General features: G+C 70.1%; 16 protein-coding genes, 1 tRNA gene and 3 pseudogenes. 3 read left to right on the top strand and 17 right to left on the bottom strand.

Annotated elements, in window-relative coordinates:
- Positions 1 to 106: 106 nt before the first annotated feature.
- Together ACWD6R_RS16030 and ACWD6R_RS16035 are read left to right on the top strand one after the other, a co-directional pair.
- A pseudogene (locus ACWD6R_RS16030) lies at positions 107 to 460 on the top strand (transposase); the annotation flags it as partial.
- A gap of 136 nt (positions 461 to 596) precedes the next feature.
- Positions 597 to 827 (top strand): annotated as a pseudogene (locus ACWD6R_RS16035) (transposase); the annotation flags it as partial.
- Positions 828 to 1,033: 206 nt separating this feature from the next.
- On the opposite strand, the gene ACWD6R_RS16040 reads toward ACWD6R_RS16035, so the two are convergent.
- The 3 genes from ACWD6R_RS16040 to ACWD6R_RS16050 all read right to left on the bottom strand — a co-directional run bounded on the left by ACWD6R_RS16040 (position 1,034) and on the right by ACWD6R_RS16050 (position 2,873).
- Positions 1,034 to 2,260 carry a PIN domain-containing protein gene (locus ACWD6R_RS16040; protein ID WP_451819229.1) on the bottom strand — a complete coding sequence of 409 codons (1,227 nt, stop codon included), beginning with the start codon at positions 2,258 to 2,260 and terminating at the stop codon, positions 1,034 to 1,036.
- A 119-nt stretch (positions 2,261 to 2,379) separates the two neighbouring features.
- Positions 2,380 to 2,514 carry a hypothetical protein gene (locus ACWD6R_RS16045; protein ID WP_451819230.1) on the bottom strand — a complete coding sequence of 45 codons (135 nt, stop codon included), beginning with the start codon at positions 2,512 to 2,514 and terminating at the stop codon, positions 2,380 to 2,382.
- A gap of 5 nt (positions 2,515 to 2,519) precedes the next feature.
- On the bottom strand, positions 2,520 to 2,873 hold the full coding sequence (locus ACWD6R_RS16050; protein ID WP_451819231.1) for a hypothetical protein: 354 nt from the start codon (positions 2,871 to 2,873) through the stop codon (positions 2,520 to 2,522).
- A gap of 573 nt (positions 2,874 to 3,446) precedes the next feature.
- On the opposite strand from ACWD6R_RS16050, the gene ACWD6R_RS16055 reads away from it, so the two are divergent.
- Positions 3,447 to 4,214, top strand: a complete 768-nt coding sequence (locus ACWD6R_RS16055) for an EcsC family protein (RefSeq protein WP_451819232.1) — start codon at positions 3,447 to 3,449, stop codon at positions 4,212 to 4,214.
- 67 nt (positions 4,215 to 4,281) lie between these two features.
- Here the strand turns inward: ACWD6R_RS16055 and ACWD6R_RS16060 are convergent.
- From ACWD6R_RS16060 to ACWD6R_RS16125, 14 genes and pseudogenes are all read right to left on the bottom strand, one after another.
- Positions 4,282 to 4,365, bottom strand: a pseudogene (locus tag ACWD6R_RS16060) (hypothetical protein); the annotation flags it as partial.
- A 32-nt stretch (positions 4,366 to 4,397) separates the two neighbouring features.
- Complete coding sequence (locus tag ACWD6R_RS16065; protein WP_451819233.1) at positions 4,398 to 5,213, bottom strand: hypothetical protein; 816 nt, start codon at positions 5,211 to 5,213, stop codon at positions 4,398 to 4,400.
- A gap of 419 nt (positions 5,214 to 5,632) precedes the next feature.
- Positions 5,633 to 5,706: transfer RNA gene (locus ACWD6R_RS16070), tRNA-Thr, on the bottom strand.
- 124 nt (positions 5,707 to 5,830) lie between these two features.
- Entirely contained in the window at positions 5,831 to 7,360 is a 1,530-nt protein-coding gene (locus ACWD6R_RS16075) for an alpha/beta hydrolase (RefSeq protein WP_451819234.1), read from the bottom strand.
- Positions 7,361 to 7,448: 88 nt separating this feature from the next.
- On the bottom strand, positions 7,449 to 8,654 hold the full coding sequence (locus ACWD6R_RS16080; protein WP_451819235.1) for a DNA polymerase III subunit delta': 1,206 nt from the start codon (positions 8,652 to 8,654) through the stop codon (positions 7,449 to 7,451).
- Between the two features lie 119 nt (positions 8,655 to 8,773).
- Positions 8,774 to 11,863, bottom strand: a complete 3,090-nt coding sequence (gene tmk / locus ACWD6R_RS16085) for a dTMP kinase (RefSeq protein ID WP_451819236.1) — start codon at positions 11,861 to 11,863, stop codon at positions 8,774 to 8,776.
- Positions 11,864 to 12,015: 152 nt separating this feature from the next.
- Positions 12,016 to 14,871, bottom strand: a complete 2,856-nt coding sequence (gene topA / locus ACWD6R_RS16090; RefSeq protein ID WP_451819237.1) for a type I DNA topoisomerase — start codon at positions 14,869 to 14,871, stop codon at positions 12,016 to 12,018.
- 334 nt (positions 14,872 to 15,205) lie between these two features.
- Positions 15,206 to 15,403: a hypothetical protein gene (locus ACWD6R_RS16095; RefSeq protein ID WP_451819238.1), complete on the bottom strand. Its 198-nt coding sequence runs from the start codon at positions 15,401 to 15,403 to the stop codon at positions 15,206 to 15,208.
- Positions 15,404 to 15,563: 160 nt separating this feature from the next.
- Complete coding sequence (locus ACWD6R_RS16100) at positions 15,564 to 16,385, bottom strand: ABC transporter permease (protein WP_451819239.1); 822 nt, start codon at positions 16,383 to 16,385, stop codon at positions 15,564 to 15,566.
- A gap of 57 nt (positions 16,386 to 16,442) precedes the next feature.
- Positions 16,443 to 17,246 carry an ABC transporter permease gene (locus tag ACWD6R_RS16105; RefSeq protein ID WP_451819240.1) on the bottom strand — a complete coding sequence of 268 codons (804 nt, stop codon included), beginning with the start codon at positions 17,244 to 17,246 and terminating at the stop codon, positions 16,443 to 16,445.
- A complete protein-coding gene (locus ACWD6R_RS16110; RefSeq protein WP_451819241.1) occupies positions 17,243 to 18,274 on the bottom strand; it encodes an ATP-binding cassette domain-containing protein in 1,032 nt (343 codons plus the stop codon). The genes ACWD6R_RS16105 and ACWD6R_RS16110 overlap by 4 nt, the downstream gene beginning before the upstream one ends.
- A gap of 80 nt (positions 18,275 to 18,354) precedes the next feature.
- The gene (locus tag ACWD6R_RS16115) at positions 18,355 to 19,362 is read right to left on the bottom strand and encodes an ArsR/SmtB family transcription factor (protein ID WP_451819242.1); all 1,008 of its coding nucleotides are present in this window, start codon (positions 19,360 to 19,362) and stop codon (positions 18,355 to 18,357) included.
- A gap of 28 nt (positions 19,363 to 19,390) precedes the next feature.
- A complete protein-coding gene (locus ACWD6R_RS16120; RefSeq protein WP_451819243.1) occupies positions 19,391 to 20,902 on the bottom strand; it encodes a DUF7059 domain-containing protein in 1,512 nt (503 codons plus the stop codon).
- A gap of 80 nt (positions 20,903 to 20,982) precedes the next feature.
- Positions 20,983 to 21,609 carry a small secreted protein gene (locus ACWD6R_RS16125; protein WP_451819244.1) on the bottom strand — a complete coding sequence of 209 codons (627 nt, stop codon included), beginning with the start codon at positions 21,607 to 21,609 and terminating at the stop codon, positions 20,983 to 20,985.
- Between the last annotated feature and the right edge of the window lie 200 nt (positions 21,610 to 21,809).

Here is a 21,809-nt window from a genome sequence, read left to right on the forward strand (position 1 = left end):
GGGTGGGTTTGGGTGCGGGGCGGTCTTGGCGGACCGTCCCGCGAACGGGTGGCCGCGCCGCATGTAGTGGCAGCGGGCCGAGCAGTCCATAGGCGTGATCAATGATGTGCCCACGAGTGCCTGGGACCACGAACTCGAGAATCTATTCCTGCGGACCGGAGCCTGCTTCGCCCGGATAGAACCACGACGCCGGATGCACAATTACGCGCGCGGGCTGCTGGGCCCGGTAGGCCGCAAGAACGGTTGGCAGCTTGCTGAGTACGCCGGCCATGCCACCCCGGACGGACTCCAGCACTTGCTGTCCCACAGCCGCTGGGACGCCGACCGTCTCCGCGATAACCTGCAGTCCTACGCAGCAGAGCAACTCGGCACATCAGAAGGTGTGTTGGTCATCGACGACACCGGCTTCGTCAAGAACGGCACCACATCGGCCGGGGTGCAACGGCAATATTCCAGGACCGGCGCCTGCCATACGCACTGCAGGTCAAGGCCGAAATGACCGCCCATGCCGAGGCGGCCGAGCCTTACGAGCCGCCCTACCACCACACCCGACCGGTCAGCCTGCGTGAACACGTCCTGGCTACAGGACGATGAAGTACTGGATCTCGAACCTGCCCGCCGACATCCCGGGCCGTGATCTGGTCCGGCTCGCGAAACTGCGCTGGCGCATCGAGCACGACTACCGAGAGCTGAAGACCACAGTCGGCCTGGACCACTTCGAGGGCCGCTCGTCCACCGGCTGGCACCGACATGTCACCCTCGTCACCGCAGCCCACCTGTTCCTGACCGAACAGCGGACCTGCCCAAAAGTCCCTGCCAGGGCCTGACCCTCTACCAGGCTCTGGACCTTCTGCAGCACCTCCTGGCCACCTGGACCGGCACCTGCCCTACCTGCCCCACCTGCCGACAACCCACCCCATGGCAGCCCTACGACGCCACCTAACAAAGCCCTACTAGGCCTTGGGCCCGGCTACGCCCCTCGGGCTGCGGCGGCCAAGGGCTCCGCCGCCCCCGATGACGGCCAGGAGGCGGCCTACTTCGACTTCTTCCGATTCGCCCAGCCGGCGATGGCCAGCGTGAGCAGAGTGGAGAAAGCGTCAGCTGGCGAGCCGGGCTGAGGGAGGAACGGCGTCCCGGCGGAGGCTTGCCTCGGCAGCCGGTTGGGCGGGAATCGCGCATCTAGCTCCTGCCGCCAGTTGGTCCACGTGTTGGGGACCCGACTGACCTCCTCGGCGGTGAGTGCCCGGGGAGGCTGGCTGTGCAGGATTGACATGCGTGCGCCGTTCTCGTCCTGGGTCACGAGTACGCGGGTCTCCAGGGTGTTCGCCGCAGGGGTGAGCCACGGTCCGGTCAGCATCATCAAGCCGGAGGCGAACCACCGGACCGTGGCCGTGTACCAGTCCTGTCCGCCGATGCTGTGGGCAGTCATGTCCGAGGCGCCGTCGAAGGTGAGCGTGGGCGGGTCAAACCACCCCAACGCGGAGCGGACTTCCCCCGCGCTCTCGCCGTCCCCGAGCGGGGTGTAAGGAAGACGGGGGTTCAGCCATCCCGTGTCGTCGTTGGGGTCGTACTCGGGCAGGTGGTCGGACAGCGCGTCCGTGACCAGTTCGATCCACTCCTCGCGTGCCAGGAGCGCAGGAAGAAAGCCCTCGTCCAGCTCGGCCGGCTTCGCGAAGAGCTCCACGACGTCGTCCAGGGAGGTGAGGTGAACGAAACGGTCCTCGATACCCGAGAGGTCCGTCTTCATCGGCTCCGGGTACTCCGTGCCGTCGCCGAAGTCCTTCGTGTTCGCGCTGACGAAGTAAACCGTCTCGTCCTCGTGGTCGCGTGCGTACTCGACGGCCGTCAGCCAGATCGCGGCATCACGGGAACCGGTCTTGTCGCCCTTCCCGAGCCGCTTGCACGGCGGGAGGACGTTGGACTCCCGGAAGAGCGCGGTCCGCAGTGCCTCCGCGCTCGGCTCGATGACCTCGACCATGCGCCGGTACACGTCCCGCCAGTGCTCCCGGTGCCGCTCCTTGTCGGCCTGGCCGAGGCTGGGCACCTCTCCCCACGGAACGTGCCGCTCCAGCTGGGCGATCGCCGAAGTCGCCGAATCGTGCGCCGCGACGTACTCCAGAGTCCGCTGTGAGGCCAGCTCCTCCAAGACCACCGACGGGACAGCGACGTGGATATCGGCCGCCGCGAGCGCCCGGAGGAGGTCGGCGGTGCTGTTGTCCAGCGTCACGCCCCAGAGGATGTTGGTGTCCAGAATGATCAAGGGTGGTGGCTCCGTCCCCTCCGGTCCGACTCGTACATGCACACCCTCTCAAAATCAGAATCTCGGGCGCAGCAGGATTCGGCATCAGTGAGGCCGGCGCCCCTCGCGGTGTGCACAGGTCAGCACTCCTCGGCGAGGGGGACGCCTTCATCGGTGCAGGGGTCGTCCAGCCAGCCGTCGCCGTCGAGATCGTCTCCGGGTGCCCGTCCACCAGCGTCGTGCGTGGCTCTGGCTTCCCTCGCGGCGTCCTCCACCTCTCTTATTCCTGGTAGTGCTTCATCGCCTCGGCGGTGACCTGGCCGTCCTGGCAGTGCGCTGGGTCCTTCACCACCACGAAGGTGATGCCATGGGCGCCCTCCTCGCGCCCCTGAAGGAAGCGTTTGTCGCCACAGACGGTCCATAGTGCGCCGTCGGCCTCACGGCCCAGGAAGAGAAGGCGACCGGCGGAGGTCATGCCGTTGATGTGCTTGAAGCCGGCGCGGGTTGCCGCGCTCTCGGCCTCCTCGTAGGTCTTGCCGGTTTGCGAGGAGAGGAAAGGGTCGCCGCTCCCGCACCCGGTGAGCAGGAGCAGGGGCGCGAGGAGGGTGGCCATGCTGCGGGCAGCGGCCTGCACTGTCCGGTATCCCCTCGTCCCTGTCCACCGCGAGTTCCGGCACCAAGATCACCGGAAAGGTCACGGACGTGGCAGAGACGAACTGACGCCCCTGCTCCCCGCCGGCACGGGGGTGACCTTCACTTGGACGGTGGTCAGATGCGCCATGGCTGGCGGTGCTTGGCGCCGGTCTGCGGGTCAAGCGCCGTGCTCGCGCGAACACTACGTAACCCACAGGTGGTCGGTGCAGTCGACTTCGGACATCGGCCCCCGCACTGCGGCTTCACCCACGTGTCGGCTGGTAGGGCAGCGTGGACCCAGCGATCACACTCGAAATGGAGAACCTCAATGAGCACTTACGCCGACTCACTCTTCGACGGTTCAACCCCGATGACCGCGTACGAGGGGCACGTATAGGACACGCTCAACGAGCACTGGCAGCGCCGCAAGAACCGCCGTGGTCTGCCGAACTGGGCAAGCGGCGTGCTCGGTCGCACCGGTGAGGTCGCGGTAAACGCCGTGAGACGGCTTACGGACGCTGTGCCAGAGGCGGTCACAGAACCGATCCGCCGCGCAGGCGACGCGGTCGCCGACATGGCCATGCGACCCGCGCTCGGAGCCACGGCGGCGTTGCTCGAGCTGGTCAACAACCTGCCCCTGGAGCTCAACGACCCCAAGAACGTCGAGAAGCTCGCCCGCAAGCGAGGTCTCGAACTCATCAGTTTCACCGAACCACGGCAGCAGGACCTCAAGGTCTGCGACCGGCTGCTGACCCGCAACACCCTCAAGTGGCGGACCGCCGGCGCGCTGGAAGGTGGGGCCATGGGCGCGCTGGCTACGGCCCCCGTCGCCGGTACCCTCGTCGCGATGACAGCGGGCATCCTCGTCGTCCAGGTCCTGAGCACGTCGATCGCGTCGCGCATCGCGTACTCCTACAGCTACGACGCCAAAGATCCCGGTGAGCAGATCTTCATCCAACGCCTGGTACGCCGGTCCTTCATGGCACAGGCGGCCAAAGCCAAGCCGTTGTGTGAGACCGCACGGGCGGCGCACGCGGTCAAGGGACGCATAAGGTGGTCGGACAAGCTCCGCCAGGACCCCCGCCTCCTGGCCGCCCTTGAGAAGTTGATGCAGCAGCTGGGCCCGGCCAGCTCCAGGGTGTCAGTTCAAGAAGTCGCCAAGGTCGTGCCGTTCGTGGGTGCCTCCACCGGTGTCAGCATGAATGCCGCTGTCCTCGGCAGCGTGGCCGCCGTCGCCCAGCGGTACTGCCAGACCCGATTCCTGTGCGACAAGTATGGGCTGCCGCTGCCGGCCGCACTGGCGACCGACCGGGACGACGACCCCCAGACCGACGCCACGTAAGTGATGGCCGCTGGGTCCACGATGCAGCCTCTGCGGTCCGCACTTGCGGGCGATCACCCGCGCCCCGTCAGGTCGTGCTTCGCCGTCCCGGTGAGACGTGCCGGTAGAGGGTCTGCCGGGAGATTCCGAGCTCCTTGCAGAGCTCGGTGACCTTGGGGTCGGGTTACAGGAACCGAGGCAGCATCAGGACACATTGCGCAGCAGTGCCGACGTCATGGCGAGCAGCGTCTCGGCCTCCGCCCGGCTGTACTGGAAGTCGCGGGTGATCGCGTCGTTGTGCATTGCTCCGCTGGTCTGGCTATACAGCGCCGCCTGGATCCGCCACCATCGTTCGCTCTGACTGCACTGTTCGGCGGCCTTCTTCGTCCCCGGATTGTCCCACCCCGCGTTCTGCTGGATCCATTCCAGTGCGCGGCGCACTTCCAGGATGCTCGCTCGGATCTCGCCGACCGTGTTCAGACGCTGTGCCTCGCGCAGGGTTCGGCCGACCTCGGCGCGCGGCTCGTCAGCAAGGGGAAATGGGACTGCCATCTCGAACGCGGAGGACGGGCCGAGGGCGGCGATCTGTTCCTCCCACCGGCTCTTGGCGATGGTGATGCCCAAGGTCTCCGGCGCGCAGGCGGGGTAGCCGACGGCCTGCGGCAGCGTGGCATTGAGGTCGAGTTCGAAGCGCATGTCGCTGCCCCTGCCGTCCTCGATCGCGTGCAGCTGCAGGGACGTCAACAGGAAGGACAGCTGGACCCGGTGCACGGTGATGGCCTGTGTGTAGGCCAGGTTCAAGGTCGTGCGTGCCAGGACGGATCGCGGTCCGGAGGTGGGCCCGAAGCCGAACAGGTCGGCCTCTAGAGCAAGGATCTGCCCAGCCTCCTTGAAAGGCGTCGCCGCGACGTTGAGCTGGACCCGCAGCTCATGGCCGCCGAGCCCCCGATGCAGCCAGACCTGATCGTTGCCGGTGCTCACGGCGAATCGCAGGTCATCAAAGCGCAGTTCCTGCATCACGTACTTCCCCCTTTGACCGGGGCGGTTCGGCGAACGGGGTGCCACTCCGGCCCGGTGATCACGAGTGCGGTAGCCGTACCAGGCACGTGATCGGGACGCGGCCTGAAGCCACGCGTGCACCGCGGGTGGGAGATCGGCCACGCCGCAGCGTCCTCGACCGTCCGCAGCGTGCCAGTGGCCTTGTCGGGGTCCTGGTGGCTGGTCCAGCCGCAGCCTGCGCCGTCGAAGACCTGCATCCACTGCACGCTGACCTCCCCGGACCGGTTCAAACTCGCGACCTACGCATTGCAACCCTCGTTCCCATTTCGTTCCCATCGGGCCGTTTCGGAGTCCGGTCGGGAGAGTGGTCTAGTCCACGAACTGATCAAGGAAAAGCAAAAGCCCCAGGTCACGGCGAGTGAGTCCTGAGGCTTCTACAGAGCCGCCTTCGGGATTCGAACCCGAGACCTACGCATTACGAGTGCGTTGCTCTGGCCAACTGAGCTAAGGCGGCACGCCCTGTCGCACTATGGTGCGAGCAGCAGCGTCGCTAAGTTTACACAGTTTCCGAGGGTGCTCCGCACCACCCGCCTCAGGGGCCATATGCGCAGGTCAGCGGCAGGGAGAGCCGCAGGGAGTCAGGAGCACTTCGTGCCGTCGGCCGGCGGGGTGCCGTCCAGGAGGTACGTGTTGATCGCCGTGTCGATGCAGTGGCTGCCGCGGCCGTACGCGGTGTGACCGTCGCCCTCGTACGTGAGGAGCCTGCCCGAGGAGAGCTGGGCGGCGAGGGACTGGGCCCACTTGTACGGGGTCGCCGGGTCACGAGTGGTGCCGACCACGACGATCGGGGACGTGCCCTTCGCCGTGATGCGGTGCGCGGTTCCGGTGGGCGCGGCGGGCCAGTGGGCGCAGTTCAGGGCAGCCCAGGCGAAGGCCTTGCCGAAGACCGGGGAGGCCTTCTCGAAGCTGGGGAGGGCCTGCTCGACGGCGTCCGGGCCGGTGAAGGCCGGGGGCGCGTCCAGGCAGTTCACCGACGCGTTGGCGAACATCAGGTTCGCGTACGTGCCGTTCGGCTTTCGCTCGTAGTAGCTGTCGGACAGGGCGAGCAGGCCGGACCCGTCGCCCGCCCGGACGCCGGCGAGGGCGCTACGGAGCTGGGGCCAGGTCCCCTCGTCGTACATGGCGGCGATGACACCGGTGGTGGCGAGGGACTCGCCGAGCTTGCGGGAGTCGCCGGCCGGGACGGGCTTGGCGTCGAGGTCGGTGAAGAGCTGCTTCAGCCGGGTCGCGGCGTCCGCGGTGGAGGTGGTGCCGAGCGGGCAGTCCGGCTTCTTCACGCAGTCCGCGGCGAAGGCCTGGAACGCGACCTCGAAGCCCGCCGTCTGGTCGCGGTTCATCTCCAGCGACGAAAGCGACGGGTCCATCGCACCGTCGAGGACGAGACGGCCGGTCCGGCCGGGGAAGAGTTCGGCGTACGTCGCACCGAGGAAGGTGCCGTACGACGCCCCGAGGTACGTCAGCTTCTCGTCGCCGAGCAGGGCCCGCAGGATGTCCATGTCGCGGGCCGTCTCGACGGTGGAGACATGCGGGAGGATCGTGCCGGAGCGCTGCTCACAGCCGTCTGCGAACTTGTCGAAGGCGGTGCCCAGCTCCGAGACCTCGGCACGGTCGTCGGGGGTCTGGTCGACCTGGGTGTACGCGTCCATCTGCGGGCCGGTGAGGCATTCGACGGGCTCGCTGCGGGCGACGCCGCGCGGGTCGATGGCGACCATGTCGTAGCGGGCGCGGACCGCGGCGGGGTAGCCGAGGGCCGCGTAGCTCTGGAGGTAGCCGATGGCCGAGCCGCCGGGGCCGCCCGGGTTCACCAGCAAGGAGCCGATCCGCTTGCCCGGACCGGTGGCCTTCTTCCGGGAGACGGCCAGCTTGATGTCGCCGCCGTCCGGCTTCCGGTAGTCGCGCGGCGCCTTCATCGTGGCGCACTGGAAACCAGGGACGCCGCAGTCCCGCCAGCTCAGATGCTGCGCGTAGTACGGCTGGAGCGCCGCGGGTGCGGCGGTCGTCGGGCCCGACGGGCTCGTCGTCGAACTGCCGTTGCTGCAGCCGGAGATGAGTAGGCCGGTCGTGCCGAGCACGGTGGCGAAGGTACGGAGCAGACGCCTGGTATCCATGCCCGGAGCGTAGCCCTCAAGGGGCGACTGGCCCGTTTCGTTACCCATTCGGATGAATCGGCGGTGCGCGACGAGGACCGCGGACGGATCAGCCGGCGCGCAGAGCCATCGTCATCGCCTCCACTGCGAGCAGCGGCGCCACATTGCGGTCCAGCGCCCGGCGGCAGGCGATCACCGCCTCTATCCGGCGCAGGGTGCGCTCGGGCGTCGAGGACCCGGCGATGCGGTCGAGTGCGTCCCGTACATCGACATTGGCGAGGGCGATCTGCGAACCCAGCTGCAGCGCCAGTACGTCGCGGTAGAAGCCGGTCAGATCGGTGAGGGCGAGGTCGAGGCTGTCGCGCTGGGTACGGGTCTTGCGGCGCTTCTGCTTGTCCTCCAGCTCTTTCATCACCCCTGCCGTGCCGCGCGGCATCCGGCCTCCGGCAGCCGCGCCGAGTGCCGCCTTCATGTCCTCCGTCTCCTTGACGTCCACCTCCTCGGAAACCTGCTTCGCGTCCTCCGTGGCGGTGTCGATCAGCTCCTGGGCGGCCTTGAGGCAACCACCGATGTCCTCCACCCGGAGCGGAAGCCTGAGCACGGCCGCGCGGCGCGCACGGGCCTTCTCGTCGGTGGCCAGGCGGCGGGCGCGGCCGATGTGCCCCTGAGTGGCGCGAGCGGCTGCCGCGGCCCGCTCCGGTTCGATTCCGTCACGCCGGATCAGCACATCGGCAACGGCGCCGACGGGGGGCGTGCGCAGGGTGAGGTGACGGCAGCGGGACCGGATGGTGGGCAGCACGTCTTCGAGCGAGGGTGCGCAGAGCAGCCACACCGTACGGGGCGCGGGCTCCTCGACCGCTTTCAGGAGCACGTTTCCCGCGCCCTCGGTGAGACGGTCGGCGTCCTCCAGGATGATCACCTGCCAGCGGCCCACGGCCGGGGACAGCTGGGCGCGGCGGACCAGCGCACGGGTCTCCTTCACGCCGATGGAGAGCAGGTCCGTACGGACCACCTCGACGTCGGCATGCGTCCCGATGAGGCTGGTGTGGCAGCCGTCGCAGAAACCGCACCCCGGTGCGCCGCCCAGCGCGCGGTCCGGGCTGGTGCACTGGAGGGCGGCGGCGAAGGCGCGGGCAGCGGTGGACCGCCCGGAACCCGGCGGTCCGGTGAACAGCCAGGCGTGGGTCATCTTCGACCCCGGCGGCACCTGATCCCCCGCGGAAATGGCGGTGACCAGCGCATCGGCGTCCCGGGCGGCGGCACCGAGCTGCTCCTGCACCCGGTCCTGGCCGACCAGGTCGTCCCATACGGTCATCGGTCACCGCCCTTCCGGTGGTGGTCTACGGCTCCGGCTTCCCATTGTGGGGGAAGGGTCTGACATTCCCGGCGATCCGGTCCGCCCCTCACCCCCCGGGCCACCCGCCGCGGCCGCTCTCAGCGGCGCGGGCGGCGGCCCCGTCCGGAGGTGCCATGGCCCTCGTCGTCCCGGTCGTGGTCGCCGAGCAGCTCGTCGGCCAGGGTCGGCAGATCGTCCAGCGGAGTCTCCTCGGCCCACTCCGGGCGACGCCGGCGGCCCCGGCCCGGACGCCGGTCCTCGGCTGCCTCGGGGGCGGCGTGCGGATCGCTGACCTGCGGCAGCTCCCGGGTGCGCTCGTTCTCGCCCTCCGGTACGGCGTCCGCCGGGCGCTCGTCGCGGAAGATGCCCCGCGGAACCCGGTCCGCCGGCTGCTCGTCACGTACCGGCGGAAGTACCGCTGTCTCGTCCGCGGAGCCCGTGGCGTCCCGTACCGCAGGCCGCTCGGACGTATCGGCGATCCTCGGGATCATCGTCGTCTCGGCCTGGTCCGAAGACGTGTCGACCGGTGACGGCACCGGCTGCGTCACCTCGTTCGGGCTGACGACCGGCGTCGGCACCGTCAGCTCGTTGTCCGGGACGGAAGCGGACGCGGCCGCCTCGGCCTCGGCCTGCCGCCGGGCAGCCTCGGCCCGCAGCAGCGCCTCCTCCGCCTTGCGCTGCTTCTCCAGCCGCCGCACCTCGGCCTCCTTGCGCAGCCGGGCCTCCTCCTGGGCCTGCCTGCGCAGCCGCTCCTGCTCGGCCTCGCGCGCCTGCTCCTCGGCCTCGCGCCGGACCCGCTCCTCCTCGGCGACCCGACGGGCTTCCTCGGCCTGCCGGCGGGCCTCCTCCGCCTGCCGCTCGGCCTCGCGCTGCCGCGCCTCCTCCAGCTCGCGGCGCCCCCGCTCCTCCTCCTCGACGCGGAGCTTGGCGAGCTGCTCCTGGCGCTCGCGCTCCAGCCGCTCCTCCTCCGCCTTGCGCGCCGCCTCTTCCTCGGCCTTGCGCCTGGCCTCTTCCTCGGCCGCCTTGCGCGCCTCCTCCTGGGCCTTGATCTCGGCCTCGGAGAGCGGCAGAAGCTGGTCGAGCCGGTGGCGTACGACGGTGGTGATCGATTCCGGTTCCTGGCCGGCGTCCACCACCAGGTAGCGGGTCGGGTCTGCGGCGGCCAGCGTGAGGAAGCCGGACCGTACCCGGGCGTGGAACTCGGGCGGCTCGGACTCCAGCCGGTCGGGCGCCTCGGTGAACCGTTCCCGCGCGGTCTCCGGGTCGACGTCGAGCAGCACCGTCAGATGCGGTACGAGTCCGCTCGTCGCCCACCGCGAGATCCGGGCGATCTCGGTCGGGGAGAGATCGCGGCCCGCGCCCTGGTAGGCGACGGACGAGTCGATGTAGCGGTCGGAGATGACGATCGCGCCGCGCTCCAGGGCCGGACGGACCAACGAGTCGATGTGCTCGGCGCGGTCGGCGGCGTAGAGCAGTGCCTCGGCCCGGTTCGAGAGCCCGGCCGACGACACGTCGAGCAGGATCGAGCGCAGCCGCTTGCCGACCGGCGTGGCGCCGGGCTCGCGGGTGACGACGACCTCGTGGCCCTTGGCCCGGATCCACTCGGCGAGCGCCTCGACCTGGGTGGACTTGCCGGCCCCGTCGCCGCCCTCCAGGGCGAGGAAGAAGCCGGTGGCGGCGGGGGCGACAGCCGGCTCGCCGCCGCGCAGGGCCTCGCGCAGGTCACGGCGGAGCGGCACCCCGGAACGGTCGTCCGTCTTCGCGAGGACGATCGCGGCGACCGGCAGCAGCAGGGCACCGATGAGCATGAGGGCGAACGCTGCGCCGCCGTGCGCGAAGACGAAGTCGCCGGCCATCAGCCGGTGGGTGCCGATCGCTGCGGCCAGCAGCGGTCCCGCGACCGCGCCGAGCGCGATCAGGACCCGGACGACTGCCTGGAGGTGCTCAGTCGTCCTGGCCCTGCGGGACTCCTCGGTCTCCTGGTCGACGAGCGTGTGGCCGGTGTTGGCCGCGACACCCGCCGCGTAACCGGCGAGGACCGCGAGGAACACCACGGTCGCCGTGTCCGGCACCAGACCCATCGCGAGGAGCGCGACCCCGGTGACGGCGGTGGCGATGGCGAGCAGCCGGCGCCGCGACAGGGTGGGCAGCACCTTCTCCGCGGTACGGATACCGGCGCCTGTGGCGCCCGTCAGAGCCAGGATCAGCAGGGCGAACGTGGCCGGTCCGCCACCGAGGTCGTAGGCGTGCAGTGCGGCGACTGCGGCTGCGGCTGCGATCGCTCCGGCGACGGCCGCGCACGCGCCGACGATCAGCGGGACGGCGCCGGTGCGGCCCTTGTCCGGGCCGCTGCCGGTGGACGGCCGTCGCAGACCCTCCAGGGGCGAGCGCGGGCGGGGCGTCGGCGAACCAGGGATTTCGAGGAAGTAGAGGGTCGAGATCGAGGCGGAGAACAGCCCGGCCGCGACGTACGAACCGAGAGCCGCCTGGTGGAAGGAGAACCACTCCAGCCCCGAGGACAGCAGATTGCCGATCAGCGTGGCGATCAGCAGAACGGCCGCGGCGGCGGGGACGGCGGCGAAGTCCGTACGGAGGGAGAGCCTGCGCAGGGCGTCGAGGTGGTCGGGCAGCGGGCGTACCGCGGCGCCCTCGGGGGGCGGGGAGGGCAGCAGCGCGGGGGCGGCGCTCTCCTTCGCGACCGTCCACAGCCGTTCGCCGGCGCCGGTGACGAAGACGGTGATGAGGATCATCATGAGCGCCCTGTCGGGCATCCAGTCGATCCACAGCGGGGCGACGACGAGCAGCGCTAGCCGCAGGCCGTCCGCCCCGATCATCAGCCACCGCCGGTCCAGCGGTCCACCGGGCGCGGTGAGCGTCGTCAGCGGCCCCAGGAGTACGGCTCCGAAGAGGAGCGTGGCAAGGATTCGGGCACCGAACACGGCGGCGACGGCAAAGGCCGCCCCGCGGTATCCGGATCCGAATGAGCCCTCAAGGACCGCCGCTTGCAGCGACAGCAGCACCAGCACGAGAAGGGCGAGTGCATCGCCGATACTGCCGACGAGCTGGGCGCTCCACAACCGCTTCAGCGGGGGAACACGCAACAGGGCTCGTACGGCGCGCTGGCGTGAGTCTGCGGCAAGTGTGTCGGAGGTGGGGCTCACGACCGTTGGCTGCTCGGCTCGCGTCATCCGCCCAGCCTATCCGGAGCGGTGCGGTCGGCGACGGCCCCATCCGAACATATGGGCGCCCGAGCGGGGTGCGGAGGTGCTCCCCCGCACGCCGGAGGGGCTGGAATGTCCAGCCCCTCGGGTGTTCGGGAACGCGCTGACCGCCGGTGCGGTCAGTCCTCCACGGACGACGCGGTCGCCTTCTTCGCCGCCGCGGTCGTCTTCTTCGCGGCCGTCGTCTTCTTCGCGGCCGTCGTCTTCTTCGCGGCCGTCGTCTTCTTCGCGGCCGTCTTCTTGGCCGTCGTCGCCTTCTTCGCGGGCGCCTTCTTCGCCGGGGCCTTCTTCGCCGTCTTCTTCTTGGCGGGTCCCTTGGCGCGCTTCTCCGCGAGGAGCTCGTAGCCGCGCTCCGGCGTGATGTCCTCGACGCTGTCGTCGGTCCGCAGCGTCGCGTTCGTCTCGCCGTCGGTGACGTACGCGCCGAAGCGCCCGTCCTTGACGACGACCGGAGCGCCGCTCACCGGGTCCGTGCCCAGTTCCTTCAGCGGCGGCTTGGCGGCGGCGCGCCCGCGCTGCTTGGGCTGGGCGTAGATCGCGAGAGCCTCTTCGAGCGTGATGTCGAAGAGCTGGTCCTCGGACGTCAGCGAACGCGAGTCCGTGCCCTTCTTCAGGTACGGGCCGTAGCGCCCGTTCTGCGCGGTGATCTCGACACCCTCGGCGTCCTCGCCGACCACCCTCGGCAGCGACATCAGCCTGAGCGCGTCCGCCAGCGTCACCGTGTCCAGCGACATCGACTTGAAGAGCGACGCGGTCCGCGGCTTCACCGCGTTCTTGCCGGTCTTCGGCGTGCCCTCGGGCAGCACCTCGGTGACGTACGGACCGTACCGACCGTCCTTCGCGATGATCTGGTTCCCGGTCACCGGGTCCGCGCCGAGCTCGTAGTCGCCGCTCGGCTTGGCCAGCAGCTCCTCCGCGTACTCGACCGACAGCTCGTCGGGCGCCAGGTCCTCCGGCACGTCCGCGCGCTGGTGGCCCTCGGCATCCTTCTCACCGCGCTCGATGTACGGGCCGTACCGCCCGACGCGGAGCTTGATGTCGTTGCCGACGGGGAAGGAGGAGATCTCCCGGGCGTCGATCGCGCCGAGGTCGGTGACGAGCTCCTTGAGACCGCCGAGGTGGTCGCCGTCGCCGTTGCCCGCGGCGGAGGCCGCGCCACTGACGGCGTCGTCGCCCTCGCCGAAGTAGAAACGCCTCAGCCACGGCACGGACTGGGCCTCGCCCCGCGCGATGCGGTCGAGGTCGTCCTCCATCCGCGCGGTGAAGTCGTAGTCGACGAGCCGGCCGAAGTGCTTCTCCAGCAGGTTGACCACGGCGAAGGAGAGGAAGGACGGGACGAGCGCCGTGCCCTTCTTGAAGACGTAGCCGCGGTCGAGGATGGTGCCGATGATCGAGGCGTACGTCGACGGACGGCCGATCTCGCGCTCTTCCAGCTCCTTGACCAGCGAGGCCTCGGTGTAACGGGCCGGCGGCTTGGTCGCGTGGCCGTCGACCGAGATCTCGTCGGTGGACAGCGCGTCGCCCTCGGCGACCTGCGGCAGCCGGCGCTCGCGGTCGTCGAGCTCGGCGTTCGGGTCGTCGGCGCCTTCGACGTAGGCCTTCATGAAGCCGTGGAAGGTGATCGTCTTGCCGGACGCGGAGAACTCGGCGTCCCGGCCGTCGCTCGCCCGGCCGCCGATCTTGACGGTGACGGAGTTGCCGACCGCGTCCTTCATCTGGGAGGCGACGGTCCGCTTCCAGATCAGCTCGTAGAGCCGGAACTGGTCGCCGGTGAGGGGGGTCTCGGCGGGTGTGCGGAAGCGGTCGCCGGAGGGGCGGATCGCCTCGTGCGCCTCCTGCGCGTTCTTGACCTTCCCGGCGTACGTGCGCGGCTTGTCCGGCAGGTAGTCGGCGCCGTACAACTGCGTGACCTGCGCCCTCGCCGCGGAAACCGCGGTGTCGGAGAGCGTCGTGGAGTCGGTACGCATGTAGGTGATGAAGCCGTTCTCGTACAGCTTCTGTGCGACCTGCATGGTGGCCTTCGCCCCGAAGCCCAGCTTCCGGCTCGCCTCCTGCTGGAGGGTCGTCGTACGGAACGGGGCGTACGGGGAACGGCGGTACGGCTTCGACTCGACGGACCGCACGGCGAACGCGGAGCCGGCGAGCGCGGCGGCCAGGGCCCGGGCGTTCGTCTCGTCCAGGTGCAGCACCTGGCCGGAGCCGGATTTCAGCTGTCCGTCCGGACCGAAGTCGCGGCCCTGGGCAATCCGGCGGCCGTCGACCGCGCTGAGGCGGGCGGTCAGCGTCGACGGGTCGGAGGCGTCACCGGTACGGCCGGTGGCAAAGGCGCCGGTCAGGTCCCAGTACTCGGCGGAACGGAAGGCGATGCGCTCGCGCTCCCGCTCGACGACGAGTCGGGTGGCGACGGACTGGACCCGGCCTGCCGAGAGCCGCGGCATGACCTTCTTCCACAGGACCGGCGAGACCTCGTAGCCGTAGAGGCGGTCGAGGATACGGCGGGTCTCCTGGGCGTCGACCATGCGCTGGTTCAGCTCGCGCGGGTTGGCGACGGCGGCCTGGATCGCGTCCTTGGTGATCTCGTGGAAGACCATCCGGTGGACCGGGACCTTGGGCTTCAGCACTTCCTGCAGGTGCCACGCGATGGCTTCGCCCTCGCGGTCCTCATCGGTGGCGAGGAAGAGTTCGTCGGACTCGGCCAGCAGCTGCTTGAGCTTCCTGACCTGCGCCTTCTTGTCCGCGTTGACGACATAGATGGGCTGGAAGTCATGCTCGACGTCGACGCCGAGCCGACGGACCTCGCCGGTGTACTCGTCGGGGACCTCTGCGGCGCCGTTCGGCAGGTCACGGATGTGCCCGACGCTCGCCTCGACGACGTATCCGGGGCCGAGGTAGCCCTTGATCGTCTTCGCCTTGGCAGGCGACTCGACGATGACGAGTCGGCGGCCGCCCTGTGCGGTCTCGCTGGTCGGGGACAACTTCGCTCTTCTCTCCGGTCGACACTCAATGGGCATCCGGGCAGCGCGATGACGCTGCCGACGGTGCTGTCGCTGCGGAGTGTGACGGTACAACCCGCCCCCGTGTCAAACGGCAAAAGCCCGCAACGGCCACTCGAACGGTAACCCGACTTCCGCCATTCCTGCCGCCCGGAGTGCCCGATACGCGGCGCGCGCGGTCGCTGCCTGCGGGTTTCGCGGCGCCGTGGCGGTACTGCGGCCGCCGGAGGAGAGTGGCGGGACAGCCGGGTGTGTTCACGTCCCGGGCCGGGTGATCACACGGCGGCGACGCGGGTGGCGAGGCGGCAGCCGTGGATCAGATGCGGGTGAAGCACCCCACACCGAGGACGAGGAAAAGTACGCCGAACAGAGTGGCGAGTGTGGCGGAAACAACGGGGCGCACCCTGTACGCCACCGGCGCGCGGTGTGCGACGCGCGCCCCCGTCCAAACCAGCAGCGCGGTCCCGAACAGCGCGAACGTCGTTCCGGCGAATACTGCAGGTCCGCTCTCCATGCCCGTACGCCTCTCCGTGACCGCCCGGCCCGGGGCCGATGCCCGTGTCGAGTCAGGGGGAGGCTGTCACTCGGGGGCGACACCGGTGCGAACCCCGGGTGAACTCCAGTGCCGCGGTCCACGGGGGTGCGCTCCGCCCGGGCCGCGCTCGTTGGCCGGATCACATCAGGTCGAGGGTCGCGCGACGCCGGCTGCCACGTTCGAACACCGCCAACAGGACCACGGCGAGCACCGCGTATCCGGCCCCCGTCGCCAGCTCGGCGCCGAGCCGTCCCCGGTCGAGGCCACCACCTGCGGACAGCTCCCGGGCGGCCTCGGCGGCATGGGTCAGCGGGAGAACGTCGCCGACGGCCCGCATCCACTCCGGCAGGGTCTCGCGCGGCACATTCGCGCCGGTCAGCAGCAGGAGTACGGAAGCGGCCACATTGGACACCAGGAACACATCGCGGAAACGCAGTCCCAGCGCCCCGAGGGCGAGGCCGAAGACGGAGCACCCGGCCGAGGCGGCGAGCAGCACTGCGGCAAGACCGGGCAGCGCCCCAACCGGAATCCGCAGACCCAGCAGGAGAGTGGTGGCGGTGAGCGTGAAGACACTGATGAGGAGGCCGTTCAGTACGTACGGCAGGGCGCGCCCGAACCAGAGCGGAGCCCGGTGCCGAGGGCTCAGCAGCACCGCGCCGAGCGTGCCGTAGCGACGCTCGTTGGCGACGGCCATGGTGCCGCCGTAGACGCAGGCGGTGGAGGCGGCGACAACGGCGTTGCCCAGCAGGTAGAAGCGGTCGTCGGCGACGCCCAGCTGCCGTCCGAGGAAGACGAAGAACAGCAGTTGCAGCAGCGGGCCGACCAGCAGGGTGCCGATGAACATGGGCGGCGTAGTCCAGTTGAAGAGTGCCCGGTAGGAGATGGCGCCGCCGACCACGACGAGTCGCAGCGTACGGACGATCCTCCGGGTGAGGGCGCGGGAGGGGGCGAGGAAGGACATGCGGGAACTCCAGGGCTTCGGGGCTGTGCGGCTGACCGGCCGTCCGGCCGTCCGGCTTCAGGCGAGGGAGAGCGTCGCCGCGGCCCGTGCCCGGCGTTCGACCCTCCCCAGTACCAGCACGGCGATCAGCGCGTAGAACAGGCCGAGGGCGAGGGCCACGGCCATCGGGGCCAGCACCTCACCGGCGGACGGGCCGCCGGAGGTCGCTGCGTGCACGGCCCGCGAACCCCAGGTGGTGGGCAGCACCCAGGAGACCGGACGCGTCCAGTCCGGCAGCACGGTGATGGGCACGAGCATCCCGGACAGCAGCCACACGGGCGCGTCCAGCGGGTTGGCGAGGGCGTTGGCGTTGCGCAGCAGCACGAACGTGGCGGCGAGGAGCAGCCCCATCATCCCGAGCGACAGGACGCACACCGGTACGGCCACCAGGAACAGCAAAGGGTGGGCGAAGTCGAGCGGCACATCGAAGAGCACGGCGCCCCAGATCACGGTCGCACCCATGGCGTACGTGCCGATGACGGCCGTGGCGAGCGTGATCGGCAGAAGGACGAGGGGGAGCGGCGTGGGCGAGCTGATCAGCGTCTCCAGGGTGCCGAGCCAGCGCTGGTTCTGTACGGTTCCGCCCGATCCGAGGAGCACCGAGGACCAGATGCCCATCAGCCCCGCTCCGACGGCAGCCGTCAGCAGCCGGTCGGGGTCGTCCGCGGCACGGAAGAGGTAGACGGCAAGGGTCGCGTAGACGAGGGGAACGAGGACGGCGAAGGTGATTTCGAGCGGTGAGCGGCTCATGTACGAGACATGGGTACGTACACCGACGACGGTCAGGCGCAGAACCCGCGGCAGGGTCGTCATCGTGGTCATGCCACGACCTCCTCGGACCGGTCGGCCGCCGCGCCCCCGGACGCACGGTCCGCACCGCTCTCCGCCTCCTCGACGATCGCGATGTACGCGTCCTCCAGGGTGGGTTCACGGGTGACGACGCGTCCGATCCGGATCCCGTCGAGCGCGGCCAGGACCCGTGAGTGCAGCTCGGCGCCCCGCTCCGTCTGCACCATGACGGCCTGCCGGCTGCCGCGCTCCTCGGCCGCCACTCCGCGCACCCCGGGCAGTTCCCGGATGCGGTCGAGGTGCTCGTCGGCCGCTCCGCATGCCTCGATCTCCAGGATGTCGCGCTCCTGGACCCGGGACTTGAGCCGGTCCGGGGTTCCGAGCGCCTGGATCGTGCCACCCGCGATCACCGCGATCCGGTCGCACAACTCATCGGCCTCGGCCATGTAATGGGTGGTGAGCAGGACGGTGGTGCCACCGGTCCGCAGATCGGCGACGGTACGGCGCAGATCGCGCGCCGCCACCGGGTCGACGCCGATGGACGGCTCATCGAGGAAGAGGACATCGGGCTTGTGCAGCAGGCCACGGGCGATGTGCAGGCGTTGCCGCATCCCGCGCGAGTAGCCCTCGACGCGTTCCTTCTCCCGGCCGGCCAGACCGACCAGATCGAGGAGTTCGGCGATCCGGCGCCTCTGGTCGCGCGGTTCGACCCCGTACAGCTCGGCGAAGTAGCGCAGGTTGTCGAGGGCGGAGAGCCGGTCGTACAGGCCCCGGTCGCCGCCGAAGACGTAACCGATCCTGCGGCGTACGGCGACGGGGTCGGACGCCACGTCGTGGCCGAGGACCCGGGCCGTGCCGGAGGTGGGCAGCAGCAGGGTGTTGAGCATCTTGATGGTGGTGGTCTTGCCCGCTCCGTTGGGGCCGAGCAGTCCGAACAGCTCGCCGCGCGCCACCTCGAAGCTGACGCCGCGCACGGCTTCGGTCACGGTACGGCGGGGGCGCAGAAAGCCGGTGCGGTTGGTGTAGGTGCGGCGGAGATTCCTCGCCTCGATCGCAAGCATGGCGCGGACGCTAAGCCCGCCCGTACCGCACCTGCCATCAATTCGGGGGCGGCCGAATCGTCGCTCACATCCCGGCCCGGTCAGGACACGGCGCGCAGCACGTCCTCGCCCGAGAGCAGCGCGAGCAGCGCCCGGCCGGTGTCCGTGAGCTGGTAGTAGACGCTGCGCCCGACCCGGTGGCGGGTGACGACGTCCGCGTCGGCGAGGACGGACAAGTGCTCCGAGACCGTGCTCGGCGCGAGCCCGAGCCGGTCGGCTATCCCGGCCGTGGTGAGCGGACCGCCGAGCTGGCGCAGCACCGATGCCCGGCCCCGTCCGAGCAGCACACCGAGCCGGTCGGTGGCCTCCGGTCCCGCCCCGGCGGGCTCGCGGAGCGCGCCCGCGCCCTGGGCCTGGAAGGAGACGGCGATGACTTCGGGATCGTCGGTGGAGTAAAGCCGGCAGCCCTCGGCGAAGACGAGCGGTACCAGCAGGAGCCGCCGCTCGCCCGCCCGGTACTCGGCGTCGATGTGCTTGGTCAGCTCAAGGACGGGCGGCGTCCACCTGGCCCGCGCCTCCAGTCCGGTGAAGAGCGCGTCGATGCCTTCGGTCGCGAACGTCCGGGCGCGGATGAGGGCTTCGTCCTCGACGAGGCGCCGCACGGTCGGCCAGTGCGGCTCCATCGCCCCTTCCCAGTACGCGGCGTAGGAATCCGCCAGCGCGGCGCAGGCCGCCTCCGGATCCGCCAGGTAGGGCCGGATGCGCGGATGGTCCCCGAGTCCCGGATAGTGCTCCTCGACCCCGGCCCGTACGACCTCGGGCGGCGTGGCCCTGATGATGTCCAGCTCCGTCTCGACGGACGAGGCGCCGACCGGCCGGGGCAGCAGGAAGTCCGGGAAGCTCAGCGGGCCGTCGGTCAGCAGCCGCAGCGCCGCGGTCCGGTCGTCCTCGCGCAGCACTTCACGGGCCCGCCCGACCCATTTCTCGTACGGCCAGGAGGGCGTACGGTGCGGCTTGGCCAGATGCAGGCTGCAGAAAACGTCCCACAGTGGGCTGATGGCGATCCGGGTCGCGCTGAGCGCCGCCTCGTCCAGCTCGATCCGGATCACCCGGCGGTCACCGTCCGCTCCGCGCTCATCAGGCCGCCCCCACCGGCTCCAGGAACCCTTCCTCCACCAGCAGCCGGATCGCCTGCGGGGTACGGTCGCGCAGCAGTACCGGGTCCTCGTTCATCAACTGGGCGATCGCGTCCAGGATCCGGCCCGCGGGCAGCGTCCCGTCGCAGACGCCCGCGAAACCGGCGCCGACCGCGTCGACCTTCGTCGCGCGCCGCATGCCGCGGTTCTGACGCAGCACCACATGCTCGGGGTCCTCCGCGCCCGGCAGTCCGACCTGCTCCTGCATCACTTCCGGGGCCAGCGTGAAGTGGTCGGCGAGCAGCGCCGCGTCATCGTGCGTCCGCAGATAGTCCTGGCGCGCGAAGTGGGCCTCCACGGCCGCGCCGAGCGGCTGTTCCACCGGATGCGGCCACTCCTCGATCACGACCGACGGATTACCGTCGGCCGCGGCCACGGACTTCCGGAGCGTGATCCAGCCGAAGCCGACGCCCTTCGTCTTGCGGGCCTCGAACTCGTCCAGCCAGGCGTCGTACCGTGCGGCGTACTCCCCGGGGTCCGTACGGTGGTCGCCGCTGTCGCGCAGCCACAGCTCCACGTACTGCGTGATGTCCTGCACTTCCCGCTGGACGACCCAGGCATCGCAGTCGCGCGGCACCCAGGAGCGCAGCCGGTCCTGCCACTCCTCGCCCTCGACGTGCTGCCAGTTGGCGAGAAAGTGCGCGTATCCCCCCTCGCTCAGCCGGTCGCCGGCCTGCCGCACCAGCGTCCGGCACAGGTCGTCGCCGCCCATGCCGCCGTCGCGGTACGTGAGGCGGGCGCCCGGCGAGATGACGAACGGCGGATTCGACACGATGAGGTCGTACGTCTCGGTGTCGACCGGCTCGAAGAGCGAACCCTCGCGCAGATCGGCCGGGGCGGCACCGGACAGGGCGAGGGTCAGCCGGGTGAAGGCGAGGGCGCGGGGATTGAGGTCCGTGGCCGTGACCCGGATGGCGTGCTGCGCGGCGTGCAGCGCCTGGATGCCGGAGCCCGTACCGAGATCGAGCGCGGAGGCGACCGGCGTACGGACGGTGATCCCGGCGAGTGTGGACGACGCCCCACCGACGCCGAGGACCACCCCCTCCTCGTGCGAACCGATGCCACCCGCGCCGCCGACCGCGCAGCCCAGGTCGGAGACGATGAACCAGTCCTGCGCCTCGGGCCCGCTGTACGGCCGCACATCGACGGCGGCGCGCACCTCGTCGCCCGCACGGATCACCCAGCCGTCCTCGACGCACTCGTCCAGCGGGAGCGCGGCGCGGGCCCGCTCGTACGGGACGGGGCGCTGAAGCAGGAAGAGCCGCACCAGCGTGTCGAGCGGGGAGCCGCCACGGGTGGCCCGCAGTGCCGGAACCGTCTCGCTGCGGGCGAGCGCGGCATAGGCGGGCGCGCCGAGCAGGTCGAGGAGACCGTCGGCGGTGAAGGCGGCGGCAAGCAGGGCTTCGCGGAGCCGGGGCGAACGGTCGGGCGCGGGGAGACTGGTCGTACTCACCCGCCCATTGTGGCCGCTCCCACCGACAACGGCAGCGGCCCGGCAGCATCGGAGCTGCCGGGCCGGTCGTACCGCCGTTGTCAGGGCTTCTTGCTGGGCGACGCGGAAGCCGACTTCTCGGGCGCCTTCGACGGCGTGGCGGCCGGCGGGACCGAAGCCGTCGGCTTCTGGCAGCCCGGCTGCTTGGCCATCGCGATGCCGACCTTGCCGGACTGGAGCTGCTTCAGCGCCTGGTCACCATTGGTGCTGATCTTGTTCAGCTCGTCGGCGATGCCCTTCAGGCCGTCGGCGAACTTCGCCTGGTCCTTGATGTCGAGCGCGTCGACCTTCTTCTGCAGTTCCGCGTAAGCGGCCGAGGAGGCGTTGAGCTCCTTCACTGCCTCCTTGTGCGTGGTCGCGCCGTTGTCGACCGGCGGTGCACCCGCCGAGTCCACAGCTGTGCCCAGCGCCTTGTACGCCTGCGAGATCTGCTGGAAGGCGGCCGAGTCGGTCTTCTGGACATCGGCGGGCTTGCTGTTGTCGGCGGTCTGCTGCTGGATGGCGGCGTTGGCGTTCGCGATCTTCTGCAGCTGGGGCTTGACCTGGTCACAGACCTTCTTGGCCCAGTCGTTGACCTTGTTGTCGCTGCCGCTGTTGTCGCTGCAGCCCGACAGCGTAAGTACCAGTACCGCACCGCCGGACAGTGCGGCTGCAAGCTTCTTGTTCACCGGATCGGTCCCTTCCAAGGCTCTCGGCCCCGGAACTTACACGCCAAATGACCTCCATCCGGGTGCCGGGCGTCCGATGGAGGGCCTTTTGTAGCCATTTGCACCAAGGGAAATGAGGGAGATACAACTCACGCGCGAACGGGTGAACGCGCGCGGCAGGCGAACGGCAAACGGGTGGGCAGCGCATCGGAATGCGCCGC

It is taken from the genome of Streptomyces sp. NPDC005151 (assembly GCF_053599875.1).

What these genes read in the sequence shown, in the direction of transcription:
- ACWD6R_RS16075 (WP_451819234.1), bottom strand. Translation starts at nt 7,360, where the DNA reads ATGGATACCAGGCGTCTGCTCCGTACCTTCGCCACCGTGCTCGGCACG.
- ACWD6R_RS16080 (WP_451819235.1), bottom strand. Translation starts at nt 8,654, where the DNA reads ATGACCGTATGGGACGACCTGGTCGGCCAGGACCGGGTGCAGGAGCAG.
- ACWD6R_RS16100 (WP_451819239.1), bottom strand. Translation starts at nt 16,385, where the DNA reads ATGTCCTTCCTCGCCCCCTCCCGCGCCCTCACCCGGAGGATCGTCCGT.
- ACWD6R_RS16110 (WP_451819241.1), bottom strand. Translation starts at nt 18,274, where the DNA reads ATGCTTGCGATCGAGGCGAGGAATCTCCGCCGCACCTACACCAACCGC.
- tmk (WP_451819236.1), bottom strand. Translation starts at nt 11,863, where the DNA reads ATGACGCGAGCCGAGCAGCCAACGGTCGTGAGCCCCACCTCCGACACA.
- ACWD6R_RS16055 (WP_451819232.1), top strand. Translation starts at nt 3,447, where the DNA reads ATGGCCATGCGACCCGCGCTCGGAGCCACGGCGGCGTTGCTCGAGCTG.
- ACWD6R_RS16105 (WP_451819240.1), bottom strand. Translation starts at nt 17,246, where the DNA reads ATGACCACGATGACGACCCTGCCGCGGGTTCTGCGCCTGACCGTCGTC.
- ACWD6R_RS16095 (WP_451819238.1), bottom strand. Translation starts at nt 15,403, where the DNA reads ATGGAGAGCGGACCTGCAGTATTCGCCGGAACGACGTTCGCGCTGTTC.